Origin of the sequence: Arthrobacter flavus, from assembly GCF_039526005.1 — a bacterium.
Classification (GTDB): domain Bacteria; phylum Actinomycetota; class Actinomycetes; order Actinomycetales; family Micrococcaceae; genus Arthrobacter_D; species Arthrobacter_D flavus.
Map to the genome: position 1 here is coordinate 117,917 of NZ_BAAAIJ010000059.1, position 19,487 is coordinate 137,403.

General features: G+C 64.4%; 18 protein-coding genes and 1 pseudogene. 10 read left to right on the forward strand and 9 right to left on the reverse strand.

Going from position 1 to position 19,487, the window contains the following annotated elements; all coding sequences use genetic code 11:
- Positions 1-183: 183 nt before the first annotated feature.
- Both ABD059_RS15525 and ABD059_RS15530 read right to left on the reverse strand, forming a co-directional pair.
- Positions 184-651 carry a pyridoxamine 5'-phosphate oxidase family protein gene (locus tag ABD059_RS15525; protein ID WP_343881674.1) on the reverse strand — a complete coding sequence of 156 codons (468 nt, stop codon included), beginning with the start codon at positions 649-651 and terminating at the stop codon, positions 184-186.
- An 81-nt stretch (positions 652-732) separates the two neighbouring features.
- Positions 733-1,596 (reverse strand): universal stress protein, encoded by an 864-nt coding sequence (locus ABD059_RS15530; RefSeq protein ID WP_343881676.1) that lies wholly within the window; start codon positions 1,594-1,596, stop codon positions 733-735.
- Positions 1,597-1,734: 138 nt separating this feature from the next.
- Here ABD059_RS15530 and ABD059_RS17785 point away from each other — a divergent pair.
- The 4 genes and pseudogenes from ABD059_RS17785 to ABD059_RS15550 form a co-directional block, all read left to right on the forward strand.
- A pseudogene (locus tag ABD059_RS17785) lies at positions 1,735-1,941 on the forward strand (hypothetical protein); the annotation flags it as partial.
- Positions 1,942-2,026: 85 nt separating this feature from the next.
- Positions 2,027-2,284 (forward strand): metal-sensitive transcriptional regulator, encoded by a 258-nt coding sequence (locus ABD059_RS15540; RefSeq protein WP_343881678.1) that lies wholly within the window; start codon positions 2,027-2,029, stop codon positions 2,282-2,284.
- A gap of 147 nt (positions 2,285-2,431) precedes the next feature.
- Positions 2,432-3,052 (forward strand): ECF RNA polymerase sigma factor SigK, encoded by a 621-nt coding sequence (sigK, locus tag ABD059_RS15545; RefSeq protein WP_343881680.1) that lies wholly within the window; start codon positions 2,432-2,434, stop codon positions 3,050-3,052.
- Between the two features lie 20 nt (positions 3,053-3,072).
- Entirely contained in the window at positions 3,073-3,894 is an 822-nt protein-coding gene (locus ABD059_RS15550) for a GAF domain-containing protein (protein WP_343881682.1), read from the forward strand.
- Between the two features lie 28 nt (positions 3,895-3,922).
- Here ABD059_RS15550 and ABD059_RS15555 read toward each other — a convergent pair whose 3' ends face one another.
- On the reverse strand, positions 3,923-4,933 hold the full coding sequence (locus ABD059_RS15555; RefSeq protein WP_343881684.1) for a CNNM domain-containing protein: 1,011 nt from the start codon (positions 4,931-4,933) through the stop codon (positions 3,923-3,925).
- On the reverse strand, positions 4,930-6,357 hold the full coding sequence (locus tag ABD059_RS15560; RefSeq protein WP_343881686.1) for a hemolysin family protein: 1,428 nt from the start codon (positions 6,355-6,357) through the stop codon (positions 4,930-4,932). Before ABD059_RS15560 ends, ABD059_RS15555 begins: the two co-directional genes overlap by 4 nt.
- 261 nt (positions 6,358-6,618) lie before the next feature.
- Here ABD059_RS15560 and ABD059_RS15565 point away from each other — a divergent pair, with 261 nt between their 5' ends.
- From ABD059_RS15565 to ABD059_RS15580, 4 genes are all read left to right on the forward strand, one after another.
- The gene (locus ABD059_RS15565) at positions 6,619-7,257 is read left to right on the forward strand and encodes a DNA alkylation repair protein (protein ID WP_343881688.1); all 639 of its coding nucleotides are present in this window, start codon (positions 6,619-6,621) and stop codon (positions 7,255-7,257) included.
- Between the two features lie 101 nt (positions 7,258-7,358).
- Positions 7,359-8,135 (forward strand): thioesterase family protein, encoded by a 777-nt coding sequence (locus ABD059_RS15570; RefSeq protein WP_343881690.1) that lies wholly within the window; start codon positions 7,359-7,361, stop codon positions 8,133-8,135.
- Positions 8,136-8,224: 89 nt separating this feature from the next.
- On the forward strand, positions 8,225-9,256 hold the full coding sequence (locus ABD059_RS15575; RefSeq protein WP_343881692.1) for an aldo/keto reductase: 1,032 nt from the start codon (positions 8,225-8,227) through the stop codon (positions 9,254-9,256).
- A gap of 99 nt (positions 9,257-9,355) precedes the next feature.
- Complete coding sequence (locus ABD059_RS15580; RefSeq protein WP_343881694.1) at positions 9,356-9,640, forward strand: DUF427 domain-containing protein; 285 nt, start codon at positions 9,356-9,358, stop codon at positions 9,638-9,640.
- A gap of 20 nt (positions 9,641-9,660) precedes the next feature.
- Here ABD059_RS15580 and ABD059_RS15585 read toward each other — a convergent pair whose 3' ends face one another.
- The 3 genes from ABD059_RS15585 to ABD059_RS15595 all read right to left on the reverse strand — a co-directional run bounded on the left by ABD059_RS15585 (position 9,661) and on the right by ABD059_RS15595 (position 15,339).
- Entirely contained in the window at positions 9,661-11,016 is a 1,356-nt protein-coding gene (locus ABD059_RS15585) for a M1 family metallopeptidase (protein WP_343881696.1), read from the reverse strand.
- Positions 11,013-14,888 (reverse strand): Pls/PosA family non-ribosomal peptide synthetase, encoded by a 3,876-nt coding sequence (locus ABD059_RS15590; RefSeq protein WP_343881698.1) that lies wholly within the window; start codon positions 14,886-14,888, stop codon positions 11,013-11,015. The genes ABD059_RS15585 and ABD059_RS15590 overlap by 4 nt, the downstream gene beginning before the upstream one ends.
- A gap of 67 nt (positions 14,889-14,955) precedes the next feature.
- Entirely contained in the window at positions 14,956-15,339 is a 384-nt protein-coding gene (locus ABD059_RS15595) for a DUF2177 family protein (RefSeq protein ID WP_343881700.1), read from the reverse strand.
- On the opposite strand from ABD059_RS15595, the gene ABD059_RS15600 reads away from it, so the two are divergent.
- Complete coding sequence (locus tag ABD059_RS15600) at positions 15,338-16,102, forward strand: lipoate--protein ligase family protein (protein ID WP_343881702.1); 765 nt, start codon at positions 15,338-15,340, stop codon at positions 16,100-16,102. The genes ABD059_RS15595 and ABD059_RS15600 overlap by 2 nt on opposite strands.
- A 143-nt stretch (positions 16,103-16,245) precedes the next feature.
- On the opposite strand, the gene ABD059_RS15605 is transcribed toward ABD059_RS15600, so the two are convergent.
- Positions 16,246-16,875 carry an MBL fold metallo-hydrolase gene (locus tag ABD059_RS15605; RefSeq protein ID WP_343881704.1) on the reverse strand — a complete coding sequence of 210 codons (630 nt, stop codon included), beginning with the start codon at positions 16,873-16,875 and terminating at the stop codon, positions 16,246-16,248.
- Positions 16,875-17,960, reverse strand: coding sequence for an S-(hydroxymethyl)mycothiol dehydrogenase (locus ABD059_RS15610; protein ID WP_343881706.1), 1,086 nt, complete (start codon positions 17,958-17,960; stop codon positions 16,875-16,877). The genes ABD059_RS15605 and ABD059_RS15610 overlap by 1 nt, the downstream gene beginning before the upstream one ends.
- Positions 17,961-18,232: 272 nt before the next feature.
- Between ABD059_RS15610 and ABD059_RS15615 the strand changes: the two genes are divergently transcribed.
- The coding region (locus tag ABD059_RS15615) for a DUF222 domain-containing protein (RefSeq protein ID WP_343881708.1) at positions 18,233-19,487 on the forward strand (1,255 nt) is incomplete at its 3' end.

The following is a 19,487-nucleotide window of genomic DNA, read 5'->3' on the forward strand; positions in this document are numbered from 1 at the left end:
TGTCTGTTGGTGAGGCAACTCTGGGAGTCCTACTGCTTCGCGGCGGCGCCCCGGCGAAGGCCGGTTGGCTCGGAGTCGTCGCCTTTCACCTCGGGTTGATGGTGTTTGGCTGGGGGTTTTGGCTGTGGAGTGTGCCTTTCCTCGCCCTGGTGCTGCCAACCGCTGTGCGCGACGTTAGGGCGCCTATTCCAGCCCGGCACGCATAGCGTCATCCAACCGACCGCCCCAGGCGAGCGGTGCAGCGATGCGGAACCGTCGCCCACTGATGCTTTCGGGAACAATTCGAACAAAATGGTCCTTCTTGCCTGCCTCCCACGGCACAAGTAGTCGCCCCACAGAGTTGAGCACCTCCGGCGTACGGTCCAGCCTGTACGCGGGGCCTTTAACGATGACGCTCCACGCGATGACTCCCGCCTTGTCGACTCCATCCGCCTCCAAGGCAACCTGCTTGCCCAACGCGGCGGCCAGCTTGGACCCGTGGCCGGTCCGGAAGATGAATTCCCCGTCCTCGATTTTGTAGTTGATGGGAAAAATTTCAGGCTGATCGTTGGCCGAGACGGCTAGTCGGCCGATCGAACCTCGTCGGAACAGTTCCCAGCATTCGTCAGCTGAGAGGGTAGTGGTCCTGGGTGTTTCGGCGTCGGAAGTCATGACCCCGAGCCTAGATTGATCCGCGGCCAACTCCTAGGGCCCAAAGACCCTTCACTGAGGGAGTTGGCCGCCGCCAGCCGCTTAGTCCTCATGCCTAACTTTGTGAATCGGGGTTATCACCGTGGGACAGGGGAGATGACCAAGCACTCCGTGGGCAGTCGAGCCCAGCAGCAGCCGCCTGAAGCCTCCCCGCCCGCGGCTGCCGAGCACGAGGAGACGCGCACCGGCTGCTGTCAGAACCAGGGCCGCAACGGGTTTTGCATCGGTGACCATCACTTTTCGCACGAGAAGTCCCGGGTAGTCCTCCCGGACGCCCGAAACCGTTTCAGACAATACGACCTGTTCCTCCTCTTCGAGGGCTTTGTCCAGGGTGGGCGAAAGGAGGCCCTTATCGAGGAGATGGTTTGGTGTATTCAGGGAATACACCACGATCAATTCCTGGCCATCCCTGTCGGCTTCGGCGGCAGCAAAGGCAACCGCCTGGATGGACTCCTCCGAACCGTCGACACCAACAACAACGCCCATCCCGTTGTCCGCATGATCGCCAATCACCGCAACGGGGCAGGTGACAGTTGCCGCGATCTGCAATGCCCTATCTGTGAGAGCGCCACCCAGATGTGCGCTGCCCGAACCAACCACCAGCATTGACACGTTGGCTGAGAACTCGCCGAGCGCCTCAGCGACACCACCCTCCAGCAGCTTGGTGGTGATGTCGACGCCGGTGCTCCCGCGGACCCGTTGCGCCGCGGTGTCCAGCAGCTTCTGCCCGCTGGCCAGCAGACTGTCCGTCCAGGGAATCGGCTCGGTCACCCAACGGTCGTCGACGACGTGCACAATAATCAGCGGCACTCCCGAACGATCAGCGCGAGCGGCAGCCCAGGCCACCGCCGCCTGACCACGAGCATTATCAGTGGTTGCAACGGCGATCGGTTTAGACGATTCCATGGTGGCCTCCCAGCGCGATGGTTAGGAGACCAACTGTCCTGCACCGCCCCACCAGCCGATAGGGCCCAAAGTCACGAACATCGCGGTCTCCAACACCATCTCCGCGATGAACGCCATCAGCTGCGGGTAGCGCCGGAAAGTGCCATGGGTCCGGCCTCGCTGCGCGAGGCGCGACGAGGCATGGAACTGGCCGAAGAACTTGGCCTGCCGCTGCTGACCGTGGCTGATAAGGCCCTGGTTGACGAGCGCGACGACGACGCCGAGGAAGCCAAGGCGTTTTGCCTTCGGATGGGCGCAGCTATCGACCGCGATCTGGGGCCCCGATTGGCTGCCAGGACGGGTTAGCAGTACATCCTCGGGCACGTCTGTCACCTGGGGTTAAACACCCGGTGGGGTACGCTGAATTGACACCCACAATTTGGAGACGACCATGCAACTCGACACCTCAGAGCTGACCCCAGTCATCAACCGCCTCAAGCGGGCGCAGGGCCAACTGGCTGCCGTCACCCGAATGCTTGAAGAGGGTCAGGACTGCAAGGACGTCATCACCCAGTTGGCGGCCGTGTCGAAGGCTTTGGACCGCGCAGGATTCGCAATCATTGCTACGGGGCTGGAGCAGTGTCTTACCAGCGATGACGCGACCATGGACAAAAAGGATCTCGAAAAGTTGTTCCTGTCCCTCGCCTAGCGTCCCTCCGCGTGTCAGGGGGCGCGCCGGGGCCGTCTGCTATTGCGAGCGGGCGGTTTGGATGGCATAGTTCGGACGGTGCGGGGCGCCGCAGAGCTCTCGCGCTGCCTGGTCTCGACCCCCACAATGACTCATCGGTGAGGTCTCATGTCTTACAGCAGTAGGTTCGGTCCGGTTGACCCTCCCGTTCAGGATCCCGCCCAGAGTCACTCCCTGGCGGACCTGCTTGCCCGCACAGCTGATGGAGATCAGGAGGCTTTTGCCGCCCTGTATGGGCTGACCTGCAAACGGGTCTACGGGCTGGTGCTGCGGGTGATCCAGAACGCAGCAATCGCGGCCGAGGTGGTGCAGGAGGTGTATCTGATGCTGTGGGCATCGTCGGGCCAGTTTGACCCTGATCGTGGCTCTCCCCACAGCTGGATTTTGACCCTCGCTCACCGGCGTGCCGTCGACCGGGTGCGTAGCGAGCAAAGCGCTATCGGACGCGACGCCGCGTATAGCCTGCGGTCAGCGGCGGTCCGGCCAAACAGCGTTGAAGACGTGGTGCACCACACCCTGATGTCAGAGAGCGTCAGAAAGTGTCTGGGGTCCCTCACCGAGCGGCAAGCAGAGGCCATCAGGCTGGCCTACTACGGCGGAATGACCTACGTCGAAGTCGCCGAAACGCTAAAGATCAAGCTTCCCACCGCCAAATCGCGGATCCAGGCAGGGCTGACCCGCCTGCGGGATGCCATGGAAGCCGACGGCTACGACGCCCTCTCCCGGTGAGCAGGAAGAAAGGCAACCCAATGGACCCGTACCTGCAGCAGTGGTTCACGCGCCTAGCAGTCATGACGTCAGGATCTGACCTCAACGCCGTCTGGACCAATTACACGGAAATTGGAGGGACCTGCGACGTCGTCGAGTTTGAGGGGTACGTTCACGGCCTGATGCAACTCGAGCAATTCCAGCGGGATATGGTCTCCCACGCCATCAACGAGATACTTGACGACGAGGATTCACCAGTACGCCGTGCGGCGTACACCACTGACGACGTTTCCCTCGCCACAGGTGTCCCCGCCGAAAGCAGCTTCGAAAGCCTGACCGATCCGGCGCTGCGACGCCTGACGACGACGGCCGCTGCACTGTTCCCGGTCAACCAGGCCGAATCGCTGCGGCTACAGTCACTGCATCGGACCGGGCTGATGGGATCGGCTCCCGAGGAACGATTCGACCGGATCACCCGACAGGCGCAGCAGCAGTTTGGTGTCAGCTCCGCCTCGATTGCCCTGATTGGCCAGCACCGTCAGTTCATTAAATCGGTGACGGGCCCCATTGGTGAGAATGTTCCGCGCCGGATTTCCTTCTGTGACCAGACCATCCGCAGCGAACGGGTGATGGTGGTGCGTGATGCGCTGGTCGACAGCAAATTCCGCAACAATCCGCTGGTTCGGCTGAAACCGCACATCAGGTTCTATGCGGGATACGCGCTGCGCGGCCCCGGTGGTTGGCCGGTCGGCACGCTGTGCATTATTGATGACCGTACGCGGGACTTCTCCAAGGCCGATGAGCTGGCCTTAAAGCAGTTGGCCGCCGAAGCCCAGAACCAGATGCAGATGAATCGGTTCTAGGACTCCAGCGGCCAACAGCCTGTCCGGGCTATTTTGCGGGAGCCATTGACATGGGCAGAACCCGCCGCATGACATCTGAGAGCGTAATGACGCCGATGAACTTGCCGTCGTCCATCACGGCAGCAAGCTGAACACTTGCGCTCCGGATCTGAGCCAATGCCTCATAGACCGGAACATCTGCCTCCAACAGGAAGGCTGCACTCGCCAGCTCCCGGACCGGTCGGCCCGCTGGCTCGAGGAGCGTGTCCCGAACGTGGATCACGCCGGGAGGCGTACCGGCGTTGCCCTGCACCAGAATCCGGAGGTGCTTCGACCGCGCCGCCGCTTCCTGAACATCGGCCATCGTCGCGGTGTCCGGCACCACCGTGGGCACGCCGCCGGGAGCGATGAGCGAACGAACCGTGAGGCTTTCGAGCTCCAGAGCACCCGACAGTTGCGTCTCGTAGGACGCCTCAAGCGCACCGGTCGCAGCAGAATGCTCCACCAGGTGGCGAATCGATCCGGCGTCCAGCCCGCCGACCGCCGCCCGGTTCACAGGTGTGACACCGCTGGCCGCGACGAGGCGGTTGGCGATGGCATTGACCCACACCAGCAGAGGCCGGACGAGCCAGATGAAGCCGCGTGACGGCAGCCCGATGAGCTTGGCTGACCTCTCGGGGTGAGCGATGGCCCACGATTTGGGCGCCATTTCTCCGACGACCAGGTGAAGGAAGGTCACGAACAGGAGGGACAGCCCAAAAGCGGTACCGCCGGCAACTGCTTCCGGGATGCCCCAGGAGGCAAGTACCGGCCCCAGCCAGGCGTCAACAGCTGGTTTGGTGATGGCGCCGAGCGCAAACGTGCAGGCGGTAATGCCCAGCTGGGCACCCGCCAGCATGATGGTGAGCTCGTTGATGCCCCGCAGCGCGGCACGCGCAGAGCGGTTGTTGGCCGCTTCGGCCTCAAGCCGGTAGCGGCGCGCACCCAGCAGGGCGAATTCGATCACGACGAAGAAGGCACTAAGGACGATGAGTAGCACCGTTACCAGGGTTACGATCATCGGGTTTCCTCACTTGTTTCGTCAGATGCGTCGGTGCGGCGCTCAGCGCGCTCACCGGCGTCGGCGTTTTCCGGGGTGAGCTCGATCAGCCGCACCAGCAACTCGCTCGGTACATGGCGGGTCACGTCGAGGACCTCGACGTCGAGCACCCGGCGTACGGGCTCATCCTCGACCAGGTCGCGAGGATCGTCAGGGAGGACCACCGTGACTGTTTCGCCGACGGCTGGCAGCTCGCCGCGAACGGCGATCAGCACACCCGAAATTGTCTCGTAGTCGCCCTCGGGCAGTTCGTGCCCGATAGCGCGCTCCACCTCATCGACGTGCACGTCACCACTCATCCGCCAGATGAAGTCCTCTTCGGGCTCGATCGTCGGCGGTGCTTCGTCGTCGTGCTCGTCGGTGAGTTCGCCGACCAGTTCCTCGGCGAGATCCTCGACGGTAATGACGCCGGTAAAGCCGCCATACTCGTCGATCACGCAGGCAAGCTCGTTGCGGGAGTTCATCAGTTGCTCCAGCGCATTGGGCAGGGACATCAGGGTGGGCAGCACCAGCGGCGGGTGCATGACCTCAGTGACCAGCATGTCGTCGCTGATGCTTGCCTGCAGAATATCCGCGAGCTGGACGACGCCGAGGGGTTCCTCGGTTTCGGACACCACGGGATAGCGGGTGTGGGCATCGGCCATCAAAGTGCGGACATGCCCCACCGTTGTCTCAGGTCCGACAGTGCCGACCTGTGACCGGGGGATCATCGCGTGCTCAATATCCCGGTCGGGGAAGTCGAGGATCCGGTCGATGAGCATCGACAGCTCCTCGGGTAGATCACCACTCTGGCGGGAATCGGCGACAATGCGGTCCAGATCCTTCGCTGTTGCGGTGGTATCGACGTCGTGGACTGGTTCAACGCGAACGAGCCGCAGCAGGGCGTTGGCTGAGTGGTCGAAGACCGTGATCAGCCAGCCAAATACGGCAAGGTAGATGGTGGTCGATCGAGCCAGTCCGCGTGCCATCGGCTCAGGGTTGGCGATGGCCAGGTTCTTCGGATACAGCTCACCGAAGATCATCTGGACAACCGCCGCTAGAACCAGCGCCAGGACCGTGCCAATCGAGATGCCGAGTGCCATGGGCACCCCAGCTCCGCCGAGCAAAAGGCCCAGCGACTCACCGACTAGCGGTTCGGCCACGTAACCGACCAACAGACCGGTGACGGTGATGCCCAGTTGGGCACCCGAGAGCATGAAGGACGTTCTCTTGGTGACCTTCAGGGCCCGTTGGGCGGAGACATCACCCGCTTCGGCGAGTACCGCGAGTTTGGTGCGGTCCACCGACATATAGGCAAATTCCTGGGCCACGAAATAGCCGTTGGCGGCGATGATGGCGAGGATGATGATGATGCCGAGCAAGAGGGTGAGCAGGGTGATCGTCATTTGGTGGACCCCCCACTGTCGGCCGGCGTGAACCCACGGCCGAGACTTGACTCAGGATTCAGAGAGAAAGAACAACAATGACTGGGGTCATCAGAGGACCCCGGTAGCGTACGCAGTTAGACCAGCACCTTTAGCAGTCTTGGAGATATTGACATCAACTACTATACCGAGAGCCCTGCGGTGATCAGTGGCCCGCCAGACAGTGGCGGCGTTCGGCTGGCCGCCTGAGCAGTGAAGAATTGAGCAGTGAAGAATAGGACTGTGAGTGAGGCAGGGCAGTTCATCGACACCGCGCTGCAGCGCGAGGCGTCATGGGAGCGGGCCGACGATCGAGGTGGCGGGGGTCTCCGGCTTTATGGATCGTCGGTGGGCGCGGTCCGGGGCGCCGTCCGCGATGCATTCCGCCGCTACCGCGGGCTGGAGCACGACGCCGTGCTGGCGCTCAGTTCGGAGCTGTGGGCGGTAGCCGTGTTCGAACGCCGGCTGGCGGCCATCGTGGTGCTGCAGTCGCAGCTTGCACTCCTTCAGGTGACAGACCTGACCAGGTTGGAGGGATTCCTGCGTCAGGGGGGCAGGCCGGAGCTGGTTGATCCGCTTGCCCTGGACGTGGTGGGCCCGTTGACCGACCGGTTGAGCCAACAGGACCGGGTCCGTGCAGCAGCAATACTGGACCGGTGGGCGACCGACGGGGACCCCTGGCTCGGCCGCGCGGCGGTCCTGTCGTCGCTTCGCCCGTTGCGTGCCGGAGGCGGCGACTGGGACGGCCTGGTGCGGCGGGTCAAAGCCGCGAGGGCAGCACACCGCGGCGGGGTCGGTCGGGACGTCGTCGGCCAGGCGATCGACCTGATCGCCCGGGAGTTGGCCACAGCGCGGCCGGAACTGACAGTGCCGCTGGTATAGCGCCGCCACCGTAACAGCCGCGGAACGCGTCATAGACTGGTGCTGCGGCGGTCCCGGGTTGGGGTCAGCCACCCACCGTAGTCCAGCAAAGGTGCTCCTTCATGCCAGATTCCTACTATCGCCCGCTGGGCGAAGGCAGTTTCGAATCCACCATCCACGCGCAGGGTGCCTGGAACCCCGAAGAACAACACATGGCGCCGGCGGCCGGATTGCTGGCTCATTGCCTCGAGCAGTGCAGTCCTCGACCTGACCTGCGGATGGCGCGACTGAGCTTCGACATCCTTGGCATGATTCCCGGAGGCACGTTCGATGTGCTGGTGAAGGTCATCAGGCCTGGTAAGACCATCGAACTGCTCGAAGCGGAGATGGTCTCCGGCGGGCGGACGGTGATCCGAGCCAAAGCCTGGCGCCTGGCGAAAGCCGACAGCGCGGCGGTTGCGGCAATCGAGGACGCACCTATGCCAGGCCCTGACCAGGCGGGTCCCTTCGCAGAGATGACCGCCTGGCCCGGGGGATATATCGAGTCACTGGAGTTTCGTGTTGTTGAGGGTCATCGCCCGGGACGTGGGCGGGTCTGGTTGCGTACACCACACCAGATGGTGGAAGGCACTCCGACAGCAGATCTGGTGCGGCTGATCGGCCTGATTGATACAGCGAACGGCGTGTCGGCACGTGTGCCTCCCGGGCCGGGCAGCTGGATGTTCCCTAACCTGGACCTGCAGGTTCACCTGTACCGCGAACCAGCGGGGGAGTGGCTGGGTCTGGAGACGAGCGTCAGTTTCGGTACTGACGGGATTGGGCTGACTTCCGCGGTGCTGCATGACACCACGGGTCCCTTCGGCCGGGCCGAGCAGATCCTCACTATCCGGAAGCTGTAGCGCCGCCCTGCCAAGCGCCGCCCTGCCAAGGGCCGCCCTGCAACTAGTGTTGATAGGAGTTACACCAGTCGATCCAAAGGAGCAGCACGATGGAATACCGCACGCTTGGCAACAGCGGCACTGCAGTGTCGGCGTACGCCCTGGGCACGATGACCTTCGGCGCGGAGGCCGATGAAGCGACGTCCCACCAGATTCTCAGCGCCTACGCGGCCGCTGGCGGCAACTTCATCGATACGGCGGACGTCTATACACGCGGCGCCTCCGAAACGATCATCGGTTCATGGCTGGCCAAGAACCCCACGGAACGCGACCAGATGGTCCTCGCGTCAAAGGGCCGTTTCCCGATGGGTGATGGTGTCAACGATCTTGGTCTGTCCCGCCGTCACCTGCGCCGGGCGCTCGATAACTCACTGGCCCGGCTGGGCGTGGACCACATTGACCTGTACCAGGTGCACTCGTGGGATCCGCTCACCCCGCTGGAGGAGACCCTGGGTTTCCTCGAGGATTCGATCCGCAACGGGAAGATTGGCTACTACGGTTTCTCCAATTTTTCCGGCTGGCAAATGACCAAGGCCGTCTGGCTGGCCAAGTCCCACGGCTGGAACGCACCGGTCACGTTGCAGCCCCAGTACAGTCTGTTGGTCCGTGAGATCGAGTCGGAAATCGTTCCGGCGGCGCTCGACGCCGACATTGGCCTTCTGCCCTGGTCGCCGTTGGGCGGGGGCTGGCTCACCGGAAAGTACCAGCGGGATACCTCTCCCACCGGCGAGACGCGTCTGGGGGAAAACCCCGAGCGAGGCATGGAAGCCTGGAAGGAACGCAACGCCAAGGAGCGCACCTGGCGCATTATCGACACCGTCGTAGAGATTGCAGCTGAGCGTGAGATCACGGCATCTCAGGTGGCCCTCGCCTGGGTGGCTCAGCAGCCAGCTGTCACCTCGGTCATCCTGGGGGCACGGAACACCGATCAGCTCACCGACAACCTCGGCGCAGACTCGGTGACCCTGAGCGCAGCCGAGGTCGCCAGGCTCTCAACGGTCAGTGCACCGGAGGTCTCCGACTACCCCTACGGTGTACCAGGCCAGGAGCAGCGCAGCCGCAAGATCGACGGCGGGCGCTAGGGCACGTTCTGCTCGACCGTCGCGGAATTCCGGAGCGGGCACATTCGTTGATGGAGGATAGGTGCCCGCTCCGAGCACTGTGATCGAAAGGCCAGCACCATGGCAAAGGCACTATGGAACAACACCGTCATCGCAGAGTCAGACCGGACGGTAATGGTGGAGGGAAACCATTATTTCCCCAAGGACTCGGTCAGGACCGAGTACCTGACCGACAGCAGTATGACCACCGTCTGCCCCTGGAAGGGAACCGCCAAGTACTTCTCCTTGACGGTGGCCGGTGCCACGAATGACGACGCCGCCTGGACTTACCCGGAACCGAAGGAAGAGGCTGAAAACATCCGAGACCATGTGGCGTTTTGGCGCGGAGTCGTTGTCACCGACTGATTCCTGCCGCCACCGGCTGGTTAGGGCAGGTTCGGTAGCTCCGGCTGGTACAGCCAGGGCTGGAGGATGGCTGCGGCGTCGAAGCCAGGGACCCCGGAGCAGTTCGCGTTGGCCAGGTCGATCAGGTCGGCAGTGCTAACGTTCCGGTGCCTGAACCGTGCGGTCCAGTCGCGAAGCATCCCAAAAAAGAGCTCGTCCCCGGCGGCGGTCCTCAACGCGTGAAGCGCCAGAGCGCCGCGTTTGTAAACCCGGTCGTCGAACATGTCCGAGCCGCCGGGGTCCCCGATGATCAGATCCTCCGGTTCTGCGGCGAGCCCGCGCCACGCCTCGGCAGCTCGTTGCGAGGTGGAAAGGGACCCCGACCGTTCCGACCACAGCCATTCGGCGTAGCAGGCAAAGCCCTCGTGCAGCCAGATATCCCGCCAGGCACTCGCCGTCAAAGAGTTACCGAACCACTGGTGGGACAACTCATGGGCGATGAGCCGCTGAGATTCCCACCCAGTGGTGAGGTGGTTGCTGCCCAGAATCGACAACGACTGCGCTTCCAACGGAATCTCCAGGACATCGTCGGCCACCACCACGGTGTACGCATCAAACGGGTAAGGGCCGAAAAGCTCGGTGAAGGCACTGACCATCTCGTGCTGACGCGTGAGTGCGCGCCGTGCCGCTTCCCGCAGCCCCACGGGCGCGGCCGTGAACTGCGGTACGGGGGTGGTGCTGGACCGCTCCAGCTGGTAGCGGCCAATCTGGACGGTGGCCAGATAGGTGGCCATCGGCTCTGGCTGGTCGTACACCCAGGTGCCGCGACTCGCTTTGGGCGTATGGGATACCAGCCGGCCATTGCAGATTGCGCGGTAGTTCGCGTCGGTGGTGACAGCCATCCGGTAGGTGGCTTTGTGGCTGGGATGGTCGTTGCATGGGAACCACGAAGGGCCGCCGGTGGGCTGTCCAGCGACGAGGACGCCGTCGGTGAGCTCCTCCCAGCCCACCTCGCCCCAGGTGCTTCTGGTGGGTTTGGGGTTTCCGCCGTACTTGATGTCGAGGGTGAATTCCTGACCACCGCCGATGGGTTCACTCGGGGTGACGATCAGCCGGGATCCCCGTGTGGTGAAGCGCAGAACCTGCCCGCCGCTCAGGGTAACCCTGCTGGCTTTCAACCCCGCCAGATCCAGCTCAATCCGCTCCAGAAGCTGGGACGAGGAACCGGCGGCGCGACCGGTGACGACAGCGCGGCCGGTCAGCCGGTTGCTGGCTAGCCGGTAGTCAAGATCAAGGTCATAGTGCACGGCCGTCCAGTCGGCGGACCCATGCCCTGGGGTATAGGGATCGAGCGTGTCACCCAAGCGGCCGACAATGCTCTTGATGGCTTCTCTCATGGCGATACCGCCGGACTTTTCCACGGGCTGACCGGGTTGCCGATCCAGTAGCTTCCCGCCGGGACCGTCTCGCCCCGCATCACCAGTGACGCCGGTCCAACCGTTGACCCGGTAGCCAAGCAGGCGGCAGGAAGTATCACTCCGTGTGGTCCCATGGTTGCGCCATCCTTCAAGGTTACGGTGTCCATGGACATCACCCGGTCATGGAAGAGATGGGTCTGGATGACGCACCCCCGGTTGACCGAGCTGCTGTCACCCAGGGTCACCAGGTCCGCTTCCGGCAGCCAGTAGCTTTCGCACCACACGCCGTGGCCGATCTTGGCTCCCAGAGCCCTCAACCACCACACAAGTGCGGGAGTGCCGCTCGCCGCCCGGGCAAACCATGGGGCGGTAACCGTTTCGATGAAGGCGTCGACAACCTCGTTGCGCCAGATGAACGAACTCCAGAGAGGGTGTTCACCCGCACTGATTCGGCCGACCAGCAGCCATTTGACGGCGACCGCGCTCACAGCCGCCACCGCGCCGGCCGTGATCATCACCAGTCCGCCCAGAAGTGCAGCAACCAGGTAGCTCCACTGCCCGGCAATGGCATCGAGTCCCACGAGCACCAACACTGCGATCACCACGGTCAGCAGCGTCGCGGCGAGCCGGCACACCTCCCATGCACCCCGTGCCACCTTCAACCGTCGGGGTGGGTCGAAGGTCCGGGTCTGATCGGCGTCCATCTGGGTGCGGCGCAACCGGACCGGAGGGCTTCCCAACCAGGACGTACCGGCCTTGGCCTTGGCGGGGGTAGCGGACAGCACCGCCACCAGCGAGTTTTTGGGAACCCGGCGGCCCGCGGCGGTCATCCCCGAATTGCCGAGGAACGCCCGTTTCCCGATTTTCGCCGGCGCTACCTTCATCCAGCCGCCACCGAGCTCGTAGGATGCGACCATCGTGTCATCGGCGAGGAAGGCGCCGTCGCCAATGGTGGTCATTTTCGGAACCAGCAGCACCGTCGAAATCTCGACATTCTTGCCGACCCTAGCGCCGAGCAGTCGCAGCCACACCGGCGTGAACAGGCTCGCATACAGGGGGAAGAGGAGATCACGGGCCAGGTCAAGGACGCGTTCGGTGGCCCAGACCTGCCAGCCCACACGGCTCCGGACCCGGTGATACCCCTCCCGCAGCCCGATGCCGAGCAGCCTGACGGCTGCCAGGATCAGGATCATCGTTGCCACAAACCAGAGCAGGCCAGCGATGGGCGCCGACCAGGCGAGTTGAGGCAGGGCGTCGGACAACCCTGACGTGCCGCGCAGGACGGCGAGGATCGGCAGGGCAGCAATCGCGGCGGCCAGATAGGGGATGCCCGAGAGGACCCCCGAGGCGGCAGCGAACGCCGGGAAGCTGAGGGTAACCGACGGCGACGACGCCGGTGCATCGGGCCAAATGGGCTTGGCCTTCCCGATCCGGGTGGCAGGTGACCCAGCGTACTGTTGGCCGGGTCGTACCTTGCCCAGAACCGCCGACCCCGGGGCGACCTGCGAGTCGGCTCCCACTCGCGCACCGGGCATGAGCGTGCTTCTGGTGCCGATGAGGGCCCGTTCCCCGATGCTGATCCTGCCGATGTGGACCAGGTCGCCGTCGATCCACCAGCCGGAGAGGTCCACCTCGGGTTCGACGGAGCTTCCGCTGCCAAGATGAAGCATTCCGGTGACCGGGGGCACCGAGTGGAGGTCGACGTCGCGCCCGATCTTTGCCCCCAATGCCCGGGCGTAGTAGGTGACCCACGGGGCGCTGGCAAGGCTGACGGCGGCTGCCATGTCCGCGATTTGTTCGGCCAGCCAGAGTTTCAGGTGCACCCTGCCACTGCGGGGATAGCTGCCCGGTTGGACCCCGCGCAGCAGGATCCTCGCGGCGACAACCGAAATACCCATCCGCCCCAGCGGGCTGACGAACACGATCCAACTGGCAAGGATCCACCACCAGGACAGCGTGGTCGGCGCGGCGATCCCGGAGATCACGAGAACCTGGTTGATGATCATCAGGTAGGTCAGCCAGCGCATCCCCACCAGCATGAACAGGGGAATGCCCATCAGCGTCTGGAAGATCTGGGCCTTGCGGGTGGTGCGGGCGACATTTCGCTCAATCCTGATCGTGCCGCCGACCGGTTCCGATCCCTTCACCATCTCAATCAGTGCGCCCACCCGCGGGTGGGCGTAAATGTCGGCAACCGTGACCGTCGGATACTGCTGTCGCAGCGCGGACACCAGTTGCGCCGCAGACAGGCTGCCGCCACCGTGGGCGAAGAAGTCCGCGTCCAGTCCCGACGCCGGAACGCCAAGTACCGCCGTCCACTGATCGACCACCCACCGGGCTTCGTCGTCGAGGGCCGGGACGGCGTCGTCGCCGGGCTGGGCGAGTGGCCAGGGGAGAGCCGACCGGTCCACTTTTCCACTGGTTTTGGTCGGTAGCGAGTCGGTTTCACTGAGCATTGGAATCAGTGCCGCGGGGAGTGAGCCAGCGAGCTGGGTGCGCAGCTCCGGCAGGTCGAGCGGCGCTCCGGCAGCGACAAGATAGCCCACCAGGATCTGGTTACCCGCGGCGGTGGTCTGCACCGCCGCTGCGGCACCTGCGACGCCGGGCAGGGACTGCAGGGCGGCGTCCACCTCACCGAGTTCGATCCGTCGGCCGCCCAGCTTCACCTGTTCATCGGCGCGTCCCATGAACTCGAGCCCAGCCGGGTCGAACCTGACCAGGTCCCCACTGCGGTAGGCGCGGTCCCAACCCAGCGACGGCATTGAAGCGTATTTTTCCTTGTCCTTCTGCGGATCTAGGTAGCGGGCCAGCCCAACTCCGCCGATGATCAGCTCACCGACCTCGCCGGCGGCTACCGGGATGCCTGAACTGTCGACGACGGCGAGATCCCAGCCGTCCAGGGGTAGCCCGATGCGCACCGGTCCTGGGCCGCCGAGCAGCGCGGCACACGCGACGACCGTCGCCTCTGTGGGGCCGTAGGTGTTCCACAGCTCCCGGTCCTCGGTCGCCAGTCTCGCTGCGAGCTCGGGTGGGCAGGCCTCTCCGCCGAAAATCAGCAGTCTGACGGCTTCGAGAGATTCGACCGGCCACAGGGCAGCAAGGGTAGGAACCGTCGAAACCATGGTGATGCCGTGGGTGATGAGCCATGGACCGAGATCCATGCCCGATCGCACCAGGGCTCGCGGGGCCGGAACCAGGCAGGCGCCGTTTCGCCACGCCAACCACATTTCCTCGCAGGAGGCGTCGAAGGCGACGGAGAGTCCGGCGAGGACCCGGTCGGTGGGGCCGGCCGGGTCGGCCTGGAGGAACAAACGGGCCTCAGCATCGACAAATGCCGCCGCCGAACGGTGCGACACTGCAACACCCTTGGGTGTTCCGGTGGAGCCGGAGGTGAAAATGATCCAGGCGTCGTCGTCGGGGGTTGGCATCCTCGGTGCAGGGAAGGGCGCCTTCCGTCCCTTTTGAACCACAGGTGTGCGGCCCGCGCGCAGGATGCCCGCGACCTTCGCTTCGGAGAACACAAGTTTGGCGCGTTCGTCGGGGTCGTCGGCGTCCACCGGGACGTAGGCAGCGCCAATCATGAGGACCGCAAGGATGGCGATGTAGAGCTCGGCGGTTCCGGACGGAATGCGCACCCCGATCCTGTCGCCTGCGCCCAGCCCGGCCAGGTGAAGCTTTTTCCCCATCGCCCTGACGCTCGAGAGCAACTCGGCGTAACTGAGGCTGGTGGTGCCGTCGTCGAGCGCTGAAGCGTCAGGAAACGAGTCCGCCGTGGAGGTGAGGATATCAATCAGGGTGCGCGGCTGCGGGGCCGCTGACCGGCGGGATAGTTGCGGGGTATGCGGCGTCACCTGATAAGTGTCCCACCCGGAATCGGGACTCGTGGCGGCTACACGCCGTCGTCGGTCACAAACCGGATCACACGAAAACCAGGTATGTCACGACGGTGATCAGTCCGGTCAGTGCGGCACCCCAGGCGAGGTCCACGGCGATCAGGACCGCCGGCCACCGTTTCAGTGTCGAGGCGTTGGTGAGGTCATAGGTTGCATAGGCGAAAAAGCCCAGCGCCCCACCGTAGCCCAGCGCTGCCAACCAAGACTCGGCAGCCAATGCGGGTTGGACGGCGAAGAGCACGATGCCCGCTATATAGATTAGGTAGAACGCTGCCGCATAGAGAAAATTGGGTTTGTCGGCCAGCTGGTCGCCGAGGTGCCGACGATAAAACTTGCTCATCGATTTGAGCCATACGGCGTCCAGCAGCAGGAATGTTGCTGCGGCCACCAGAAACTGCAGGAAGATCATGGACAGGAGCCTAACCCAGATGACCGGTGCTGACCTGTTCGTGGTGCGCCGTCTTGCTTCGGCCGGTGCCGCCGCTGACCTGGTGGAGGGCATCACCTTGCTGCGCGCTGTGGCGGCGGGGGATCGTCCGGCAACGCTGCGACTGTACCGGCCGGAGCCCACCGTGGCGTTCGGGCAACGCGATACGCGGTTGCCGGGTTTCCCGGCCGCCGAGGACGCTGCGCGGGCGCTGGGGTTTGAGCCGCTGGTGCGCCGGGCGGGAGGCAGGGCCGCTGCCTATCATCGTGGCTGCCTGGTGATCGATCATGTGGAGCCGCAGACCGACGCGGTCGCCGGGTCGCGGAACCGCTTTTCTGGATTCGGTGAATTGCTTGCGTCGGCGTTGCGTTCGGTGGGTGTGACCGCGGCGGTGGGGGAAATTCCCGGCGAGTATTGTCCCGGGGAATACAGCGTGCACGGCATTGGCGACGACGGTCGGCGCGTGAAGCTGGTGGGGACAGCCCAGCGGGTGGTCGCCGGGGCCTGGCTCTTCTCCTCGGTCATTGTGGTGGAAGACTCGGCACCCATCCGGGAGGTGTTGACGTCGTCGTACGCGGCGATGGGACTCGACTGGGACCCGGCCACGGCCGGCGCCGCGAATGACCTGGTGGGTGGTCTGACCGTCGACGACGTCGAAGACGCTGTCCTGGCCGCCTACCGCCGCTCGGGCTATGGGTTTGAGCCGTCGGAGACTTCCCCAGTGATCCGGCCCAGCGTATCCTGACAGCCAGAATGACCGTGGGGAGCTGATCGCGCCGGTTTCCACCGGGTCTACGGTGGGGGTCTTAACCAGCGAACCGCCCCGCGGCCAGCTGGCCACGGGGCGGTCGTCGTCGTCCTGGTTGTGCTCTACGTGGCACGCAGGGTCTAGTGGCCGCGCGCAATCCATTCATCAAGTGATGGTGCCTCGGCGCCCACCGTCGTTGAATCGCCGTGTCCGGGGCGAACCACCGTATCAGCCGGGAGGCTGAGCAGGCGGTCCCGGATGGATTCGATGATGGTGGGGAAGTCGCTGAAGGACCGGCCGGTCGCGCCGGGACCGCCCTGGAACAGGGTGTCGCCGGTAAAGACGGTGCCTGCCTCTTCGAGGTAGAAGCTCACGGACCCGGGGGAGTGACCGGGGGTGTGCAGCGCCTTCAGGGTGACGCCAGCGACCGTGAACTCGTCGCCGTCCTTGATATCCTGGTCCGGTGCTGGATCGGGGTAGACCTGGTCCCACAGCATCCGGTCGGCCGGATGCAGGTGGATGGGTCCCCGGACGGCGTCGTAGACGTCGCCGACCGCACGGATGTGGTCATCGTGCCCATGGGTGAGCAGGATGGCTCGGACCTGCCGGCCATTGATCTGTTCCACTACTGCTGCAGCGTTGTGAGCAGGGTCGATGACGATGCACTCGGTGTCATCGCCGATGATCCAGACATTGTTGTCAACGTCCCAGGTGCCGCCATCGAGGGAGAAGGTTCCGCTGGTCAGCAGGTGTTCAACGCGCGCGGCCATCAGAGTTCCACCACCGAGCGCAGCACCGAGCCGTCGTGCATCTTGTCGAACGCGGCTTCAACCTGGTCGAGTGTGATCCGTTCGGTGACGAAGGCATCCAGGTCCAGGTTGCCCTGCTGGTAATGGCTGACCAGCATCGGGAAGTCCCTGGAGGGGAGGCAGTCGCCGTACCAGGACGACTTGAGCGAGCCGCCGCGGCCGAAGACATCGAGCAGCGGCAGTTCCAGCACCATGTCCGGGGTAGGCACGCCGACTAGCACCACGGTGCCGGCGAGATCGCGTGCGTAGAACGCCTGCTTGTAGGTTTCGGGGCGGCCGACGGCGTCGATCACCACGTTGGCGCCGTTGCCGTCGGTGAGGGCCTGGATGGCCTCGACGGCGTCCTGGTCCTTGGAGTTGACCGTGTGGGTGGCCCCCAGTTTCCTGGTTGCCTCAAGCTTCCGGTCATCGATGTCTACGGCGATGATCGTCGTCGCACCCGCGAGCTTGGCGCCGGCGATGGCTGCACTGCCCACACCGCCGCAACCGATGACGGCTACCGAGTCGCCGCGGCGCACGTTGCCGGTGTTGATGGCGGCGCCGATGCCTGCCATGACGCCACAGCCCAGCAGGCCGACGGCGGCCGCGTCCGCTGCGGGATCCACCTTGGTGCACTGGCCGGCGGCAACGAGAGTCTTCTCGGCGAACGCACCAATACCCAGGGCAGGAGAGAGCTCGGTGCCGTCTTCAAGAGTCATTTTCTGGGTGGCGTTGTGGGTGTTGAAGCAGTACTGCGCTTCACCGCGACGGCAGGCACGACATTCGCCGCAGACCGCACGCCAGTTCAGGATGACGCGGTCGCCGGGTGCTACCTCGGTGACGTTGTCTCCGACGGCGCTGACCACACCGGTGGCTTCGTGGCCGAGGAGGAAGGGGTAATCGTCGCTGATTCCACCCTGCTTGTAGTGCAGATCGGTATGGCAGACGCCGCAGGTGAGGATATCGACCAGTGCTTCACCCGGTCCTGGATCTGGCACGAGGATGGTCTCGATGCTGGCTGGTGCGTTCTTTTCCCTGACAACTACGGCTTGGACTTTATGAGCCATTTCAACACGGTCCTTTCGGTTGGGTACCGGGCGGTATCCCAAGCATAGGCACGGAGTCGGACAGTGGCTCAATCAGGTGATCTTTCCCCCACTTTGGGCAAGTTCAACGAGTTCTAGGGTGGACGTGACCCGGGTAGGTTGCTCGGGCGAGGCGACCGGATCTGTGCTGGATACCGGTGCTCGAACCTTGTTCGCTGTGGGCTTAATCTGGGTGGGTCCTGACGGCCTGTTTGGCGCCGAAAAATGTCGGTGGCAGGTGATGTGATGGAGGTATGAAGCAGCAGGAGGAAGCCGGTGTGGACCGTAGCATCGCTGCGGCGGCCACCGAGGTTGAACTGGCTGGCCCCGAATCCCTGGTGGCCATGTTGCTGCCCGGGGAAGCCAACCGTGTCCCCACGAAGGAACCCGCCGGACAAGCCGCTGACGGACCGGCTGACAAACCATCTGAGGCTGCTGACGAACCATCTGAGGCTGCGTCGGATCCGGTGGCGACGATCTCGGATTTGTTACTGGCCGCGGATCGGTTGCTGTCCTGGGTGACTGCCCGGCAGGCCGAGCTGGTCGCTGATCTGCACCGGGAAGTGCAAAGCCTCGCCGCCTCCGGCTCCTCGTCCCGGCAGGGTATCGGCACAGGGCTCGGGTTCACCCTCACCGCCGAGGAACTGGCACCCCTGCTGAATCTTTCCGGGCGGGCCGCCCACCGGCTGTTGGGTCACAGCCTGACGCTGGCCCTGGACCTCCCGGAAACCCTGCAGTGCCTGGGAATGGGTGTGATCTCGGTCCGGCAAGCCCAGATCATCGCCGACGAAGCCCTGTTCCTCCCGGCCGAGGTGCTGTCCGGGTTCGAGGATCAAGTCCTCCAACGCGGAGCGCACCTGACTCCACCCCGGTTGACAAGCCTCTGCCACCGGATCCGGGAAAAGCTCCACCCCGATTCCATCACCACCCGCAAGGCCGCAGCCGTTGAGGACCGGCACGTGGAACTCACCCCCGCCCACGACGGCATGGCCTGGTTCTCGGCCTACCTCCCCGCCGAACAGGCCTGCGGCATCGAACACCGCCTGACCTTCATGGCCCGTGCCCTGCAACACCCGCACGAGGACCGCACCCTCACCCAACTCAAAACCGACGTCCTCACCGACCTCCTCACCCACCACTGCGAACCCAGCACCACTGGCAATCCAGGCACCACCAGCACACACACCACCGGCACTGGCAATCCAGCAACCGGCGCTCCAGCAACCGGCGCTCTAGGGACCGCTGGCGGTGGGGGTGTATCCAGCGGTGCTGGTGGGGTGGATTTGGCGGCGGTGCTGGGGGTGCACCCGGTGGTGTTCGTGACCGTACCCGTGATGACCCTGCTCGGCGGCGAAGCACCAGCGGACCTGGCCGGGTATGGGCCGATCGACCCGGACACCGCCCGGAACCTCGCCGCCCACGCCAAGGGATTCACCCGGATCCTCACCCACCCCGAGACCGGTGCTGTCCTGAGCGTCGGCCGGGACCGGTATACGGTCCCGGAAAGTC

Excerpts from the sequence above, each read along its gene's own strand:
- ABD059_RS15525 (WP_343881674.1), bottom strand. The coding sequence starts at position 651 with ATGACTTCCGACGCCGAAACACCCAGGACCACTACCCTCTCAGCTGAC.
- ABD059_RS15530 (WP_343881676.1), bottom strand. The coding sequence starts at position 1,596 with ATGGAATCGTCTAAACCGATCGCCGTTGCAACCACTGATAATGCTCGT.
- ABD059_RS15540 (WP_343881678.1), top strand. The coding sequence starts at position 2,027 with ATGCAACTCGACACCTCAGAGCTGACCCCAGTCATCAACCGCCTCAAG.
- sigK (WP_343881680.1), top strand. The coding sequence starts at position 2,432 with ATGTCTTACAGCAGTAGGTTCGGTCCGGTTGACCCTCCCGTTCAGGAT.
- ABD059_RS15550 (WP_343881682.1), top strand. The coding sequence starts at position 3,073 with ATGGACCCGTACCTGCAGCAGTGGTTCACGCGCCTAGCAGTCATGACG.
- ABD059_RS15555 (WP_343881684.1), bottom strand. The coding sequence starts at position 4,933 with ATGATCGTAACCCTGGTAACGGTGCTACTCATCGTCCTTAGTGCCTTC.
- ABD059_RS15560 (WP_343881686.1), bottom strand. The coding sequence starts at position 6,357 with ATGACGATCACCCTGCTCACCCTCTTGCTCGGCATCATCATCATCCTC.
- ABD059_RS15570 (WP_343881690.1), top strand. The coding sequence starts at position 7,359 with ATGCCAGATTCCTACTATCGCCCGCTGGGCGAAGGCAGTTTCGAATCC.
- ABD059_RS15575 (WP_343881692.1), top strand. The coding sequence starts at position 8,225 with ATGGAATACCGCACGCTTGGCAACAGCGGCACTGCAGTGTCGGCGTAC.
- ABD059_RS15580 (WP_343881694.1), top strand. The coding sequence starts at position 9,356 with ATGGCAAAGGCACTATGGAACAACACCGTCATCGCAGAGTCAGACCGG.
- ABD059_RS15585 (WP_343881696.1), bottom strand. The coding sequence starts at position 11,016 with ATGAGAGAAGCCATCAAGAGCATTGTCGGCCGCTTGGGTGACACGCTC.
- ABD059_RS15600 (WP_343881702.1), top strand. The coding sequence starts at position 15,338 with ATGGACAGGAGCCTAACCCAGATGACCGGTGCTGACCTGTTCGTGGTG.
- ABD059_RS15595 (WP_343881700.1), bottom strand. The coding sequence starts at position 15,339 with ATGATCTTCCTGCAGTTTCTGGTGGCCGCAGCAACATTCCTGCTGCTG.
- ABD059_RS15605 (WP_343881704.1), bottom strand. The coding sequence starts at position 16,875 with ATGGCCGCGCGCGTTGAACACCTGCTGACCAGCGGAACCTTCTCCCTC.
- ABD059_RS15610 (WP_343881706.1), bottom strand. The coding sequence starts at position 17,960 with ATGGCTCATAAAGTCCAAGCCGTAGTTGTCAGGGAAAAGAACGCACCA.